The organism is Alcanivorax sp. (assembly GCF_051117345.1).
Lineage (GTDB): Bacteria > Pseudomonadota > Gammaproteobacteria > Pseudomonadales > Alcanivoracaceae > Alcanivorax.
Genome location: NZ_JBNPEC010000179.1, coordinates 1 through 4,428, shown reverse-complemented (window position 1 = coordinate 4,428; position 4,428 = coordinate 1). Strand labels below are relative to the sequence as shown.

Annotated in this window: 4 protein-coding genes; 3 read left to right on the top strand and 1 reads right to left on the bottom strand. The window is 57.7% G+C overall.

Annotated features, from left to right (window positions below; translation table 11 throughout):
- The first annotated feature begins 209 nt into the window (after positions 1 to 209).
- From ACFE0K_RS11450 to yghU, 3 genes are all read left to right on the top strand, one after another.
- On the top strand, positions 210 to 1,166 hold the full coding sequence (locus ACFE0K_RS11450; RefSeq protein WP_434536189.1) for an MBL fold metallo-hydrolase: 957 nt from the start codon (positions 210 to 212) through the stop codon (positions 1,164 to 1,166).
- Between the two features lie 122 nt (positions 1,167 to 1,288).
- Positions 1,289 to 3,085: an ABCB family ABC transporter ATP-binding protein/permease gene (locus tag ACFE0K_RS11445; RefSeq protein ID WP_434536188.1), complete on the top strand. Its 1,797-nt coding sequence runs from the start codon at positions 1,289 to 1,291 to the stop codon at positions 3,083 to 3,085.
- 156 nt (positions 3,086 to 3,241) lie between these two features.
- Positions 3,242 to 4,114 (top strand): glutathione-dependent disulfide-bond oxidoreductase, encoded by an 873-nt coding sequence (gene yghU / locus ACFE0K_RS11440; RefSeq protein WP_434536187.1) that lies wholly within the window; start codon positions 3,242 to 3,244, stop codon positions 4,112 to 4,114.
- 56 nt (positions 4,115 to 4,170) lie between these two features.
- On the opposite strand, the gene ACFE0K_RS11435 is transcribed toward yghU, so the two are convergent.
- Positions 4,171 to 4,377: a hypothetical protein gene (locus ACFE0K_RS11435; RefSeq protein ID WP_434536186.1), complete on the bottom strand. Its 207-nt coding sequence runs from the start codon at positions 4,375 to 4,377 to the stop codon at positions 4,171 to 4,173.
- Between the last annotated feature and the right edge of the window lie 51 nt (positions 4,378 to 4,428).

The following is a 4,428-nucleotide window of genomic DNA, read 5'->3' as shown; positions in this document are numbered from 1 at the left end:
CAGTAGTGCAGTCATTCCGGTCATGATGAGGCCCTTTCACGCATAAAAAGCCAGCGTGGTGAGGGGTAGGGCAAGGTGGCGTGAAGTGCTCGGTTAGTTATGGGGGCGCGACGGCAATTTATGCGTATCCCCGATTGGCACCAAAGTCGGGTGGCTGCCCCGGATAGCGTCACCTATAGTCGAAGAACATCGCAATCTCAGGAGCCCTCATGACGGTACCCACCTATCAGGATATCGGTCATCAGATCACCCGTATCGACACCGCCATGGTGCACGAAGGGCTGGCGGCCTGTTATCTGCTTCAGGCGGATGAGGAATGCGCCATCATTGAAACCGGTACCCACAATACCGTACCGATCATTCTGGCGTTGCTGGAGGCCCGTGGTATCCAGCGGTCACAGGTGAAGTATGTGATCCCCACGCATGTGCACCTGGACCACGCCGGCGGTGTCGGAGGCCTGATGCGGGCGCTGCCGGTGGCGACCCTGCTGGTGCATCCTCGAGGCGCCCGCCACATGATTGATCCGGCAAAGCTAAAAGCCGGTGCCACAGCGGTATACGGTGAGGCCCAGTTTGCCGAGATCTACGGCGATATCATTCCCGTGGATGAGCGCCGGGTGCGCATCATGGGAGACGGTGATGAGGCCACCGTGGGAGGTCGCAAGTTGGTCTTCATCGATACGCCCGGGCATGCCCGCCATCATTTCTGCGTGTACGACCCGACGTCCCGTGGGATTTTTACCGGCGACACCTTTGGCCTGTCTTATCCGCCCCTGACCACCGCCAAAGGGCCTTTTATCTGCCCGACCACCACCCCGGTACAGTTTGATCCCCCGGCATTGAAGGCCTCCATCCGCAAGCTGCTGGCGCTGCAACCCCAGCGTATTTATCTCACTCATTACAGCATGGTGGAAAACCCGCACCCCCTGGGCGAGCGACTGCTGACCATGGTGGACGACTATGTGGCGCTGGCGGAAAACGTGGCGCCAACTGGCGACGATGATGCGCTGGAAGCGGCGTTGATGACGGCCATGAGGGCGTACCTGTTTCGCTGCGCCCGTGAGCACGGCTGCGAGATGTCAGACGAGCAACTGGAGGCAGTGCTGGGGCTGGATATCCAGCTCAACAGCCAGGGTCTGGCGGTGTGGTTGCAGTCCCGCTCCTGAAGAAAGCCGGACGCATGACTCCGTATCTTTAACGGGAATCGGGTTATCAGGCTTGCGGTGATCCGATTGTTGCTCGGCATGTTGTTATACTGCGGGCTCTTTTCTCCAAGACAGGCCTTTTTATGCGCGGTATGAGCCAGGACGTCACCCCCAAGCCCATCGACTGGTCCGTGCTGAAAACCCTGTTTCCCTATCTGCTGGAATTTCGTACCCGCATTGCCCTGGCGGTGGGCTGCCTGGTGCTGGCCAAGCTGGCCAGTGTGGGGCTGCCGTTTATTCTCAAGCACATCGTTGATGGACTGGATGCCAAGGATGCCAGCCAGCTGATCACTCTGCCGTTGGGGCTGTTGCTGGCTTACGGGGTAGTGCGTTTTTCCAATGTATTGTTCGGTGAGCTGCGCGACACCTTGTTCGGTCGGGTCACCGAGCGGGCCATGCGCCGGATCGGTCTTAAGGTGTTTCGGCATTTGCATGCCCTGGATCTGGACTTTCATCTCAACCGGCGCACTGGCGGGCTGTCCCGTGATATCGAGCGGGGTACCAATGGCATCAGTTTCCTGCTGCGTTTCATGGTGTTCAACATCCTGCCAACGCTGCTGGAAATCGGCATGGTAATCGGTCTACTGCTGTGGAATTACGATGCCTGGTTTGCGCTGATCGTGGCGGTCTCGGTGGCGGCCTATGTGGGTTTTTCCGTGTTCGCCACGGAATGGCGGTTGGCGTTTATTCGCGAAGCCAACCAGGCGGAATCCTCCAGCAGCACCCGTGCCATCGACAGCCTGCTCAACTACGAAACGGTGAAATATTTCACCAACGAGGACTTTGAAGCCCGCAACTATGACGAGAACCTGGAGCGCTGGGAGCTGGCACGGGGAAAAAACCGCTTGTCACTGTTCGCCCTCAATGCGGGGCAGTCCCTGATTATTGCCGCGGCCGTAACGGCAGCCATGGTGCTGGCGGCGGTGCAGGTGACCGACAAGGTGATGACCCTGGGTGACTTCGTGCTGATCAACGCCTTCATGATGCAGGTGTTCATGCCGCTGAATTTTCTCGGTTTTGTTTATCGGGAAATGAAGGGCGCCATGACCAATATTGAAAACATGTTTGCGGTCATGGATGTGAAACCCGGCGTGGTGGATCGCGAAGGTGCCACCGAGCTGGCCGTGGGCGACGGCGAGATCCGTTTCCATGATGTGCACTTCGGCTATGGCGATACGCGGGACATTATTCGTGGCGTCAGCTTTACCGTGCCGTCAAAACAGAAAGTGGCGATTGTCGGCAGTAGCGGGGCGGGAAAATCCACCTTGTTCAAGCTGTTATTCCGCTTCTATGACGTGAACAGTGGCGAGATTACCATCGATGGTCAGTCGGTTCGTCAGGTCAGCCAGACATCCCTGCGTGAGCAGATTGGTGTGGTGCCCCAGGATACCGTGTTGTTCAACACCAGTATCTTCGAGAACGTCCGTTACGGTCGTATTGATGCCAGTGACGAGGAGGTTCGCGAGGCCATACGTCTGGCTTATCTGTCCGACTTCGTCGCCTCCCTGCCGAAGGGAGAAAACACCATGGTGGGCGAGCGTGGCCTGAAACTCTCCGGTGGCGAAAAACAGCGGGTATCCATCGCCCGGGCGTTGCTCAAGCATCCGCCGATCATGGTATTCGATGAAGCCACCTCATCCCTGGACAGCCACTCGGAAAAAATCATTCTCAAGGCCATCCGCGATATTTCCCATCAGCAGACCACTCTGGTGATTGCCCACCGACTGTCCACCATCATGGATGCGGATCGCATCATCGTGCTGGACAACGGCCAGGTGGCAGAGCAGGGCAGCCATGCTGACTTGCTGGCGCGGGGCGGCTTGTATGCGCACCTGTGGGAAGTGCAGCAGCATGAGAGTGGAGACAGGGGCGCGGATTGAGGGTGCTCATAGCTTGGTAGAGCCCGTTGGTGCCTCTGGTGCCGGGCAGTGGCGGTTCCGTAGAAAACGGTAACCATGGCGGAGTAAAGGGCAAGACCTGAATGCCGTCGGCGGTTACCCTGTTGAGCAGAGACTATTCGAACCGGGAGCTGTTTTATGTCCGATGACACCTATACCCCACCTCGCGTCTGGAAGTGGGACCAGGCCAGTGGTGGCGCCTTTGCCAATATCAATCGTCCGATTGCCGGCCCAACCCATGACAAGGCTCTGCAAGTGGGCAAGCACCCCTTTCAGCTGTATTCCCTGGCCACGCCCAACGGGGTGAAGGTCACGGTGATGCTGGAAGAGCTGCTGGAGAAGGGCCACAAGGACGCGGAATATGATGCCTGGCTGATCAATATCCAGAATGGCGACCAGTTTGGCAGTGGCTTTGTGGAAGTGAACCCCAACTCCAAGATTCCCGCGTTGATGGATCACAGCGTTACCCCGCCACGCCGGGTGTTCGAGTCCGGCAACATCCTGCTGTATCTGGCAGAAAAGTTCGGTGAATTCCTGCCCACAGACCCGGGCAAACGGACCGAAGCGCTCAACTGGCTGTTCTGGCAAATGGGCAGTGCGCCCCTACTGGGGGGCGGCTTCGGTCATTTCTATGCCTATGCCCCGGAAAAATACGAATACCCGATCAATCGCTACACCATGGAGATCAAGCGTCAACTGGATGTGCTGGATCGTCAGTTGGCGGAAAACGATTATATCGCCGGTGACGAGTACACCATTGCCGATATGGCCATCTGGCCCTGGTATGGCGCGCTGGTGACCAACAAGGTCTATGAAGCGGCGGAGTTTATCGAAGCGCACACCTACAAGAATGTGCTGCGCTGGACTGAGCAAATCGGCGAACGGCCGGCGGTGCAACGCGGGCGTAAAGTGAATCGCGCCTGGGGAGACCCTTCCAGCCAATTGTGGGAGCGTCACGACGCCAGCGACTTCGAATTGCGTACGCTGGACAAGCTGCAAGCCAACCAATAACAGGGAGTGGTTGGCATGGTGAAAGCCCCGATCACGGGGCTTTCCATTTCGTCAGCCTATAGCGGGTTCACGAACAGCTGGTTGCGACCCTGAACCAGTTCTACTTCTCTGCCATCGCTGAATATCAGGGTGCTGCTACCGTCACTGTCGATGTCCAGATTGATGGCGCCCGCCAGGCAGCTATCGGTGACATCAATGGTCATGTGATGAATCTTCTCCAGCGACACGGGACGGGTGTTGCTGCCCGGTTGCAACGAGTACATGCTTCATGTTCGTTCCGTACTCATACAGGGTATAGGGTGAGTGCAACCGCC

Coding starts and splice junctions, on each gene's coding strand:
- ACFE0K_RS11450 (WP_434536189.1), top strand. CDS start 210: ATGACGGTACCCACCTATCAGGATATCGGTCATCAGATCACCCGTATC.
- ACFE0K_RS11445 (WP_434536188.1), top strand. CDS start 1,289: ATGCGCGGTATGAGCCAGGACGTCACCCCCAAGCCCATCGACTGGTCC.
- yghU (WP_434536187.1), top strand. CDS start 3,242: ATGTCCGATGACACCTATACCCCACCTCGCGTCTGGAAGTGGGACCAG.
- ACFE0K_RS11435 (WP_434536186.1), bottom strand. CDS start 4,377: ATGTACTCGTTGCAACCGGGCAGCAACACCCGTCCCGTGTCGCTGGAG.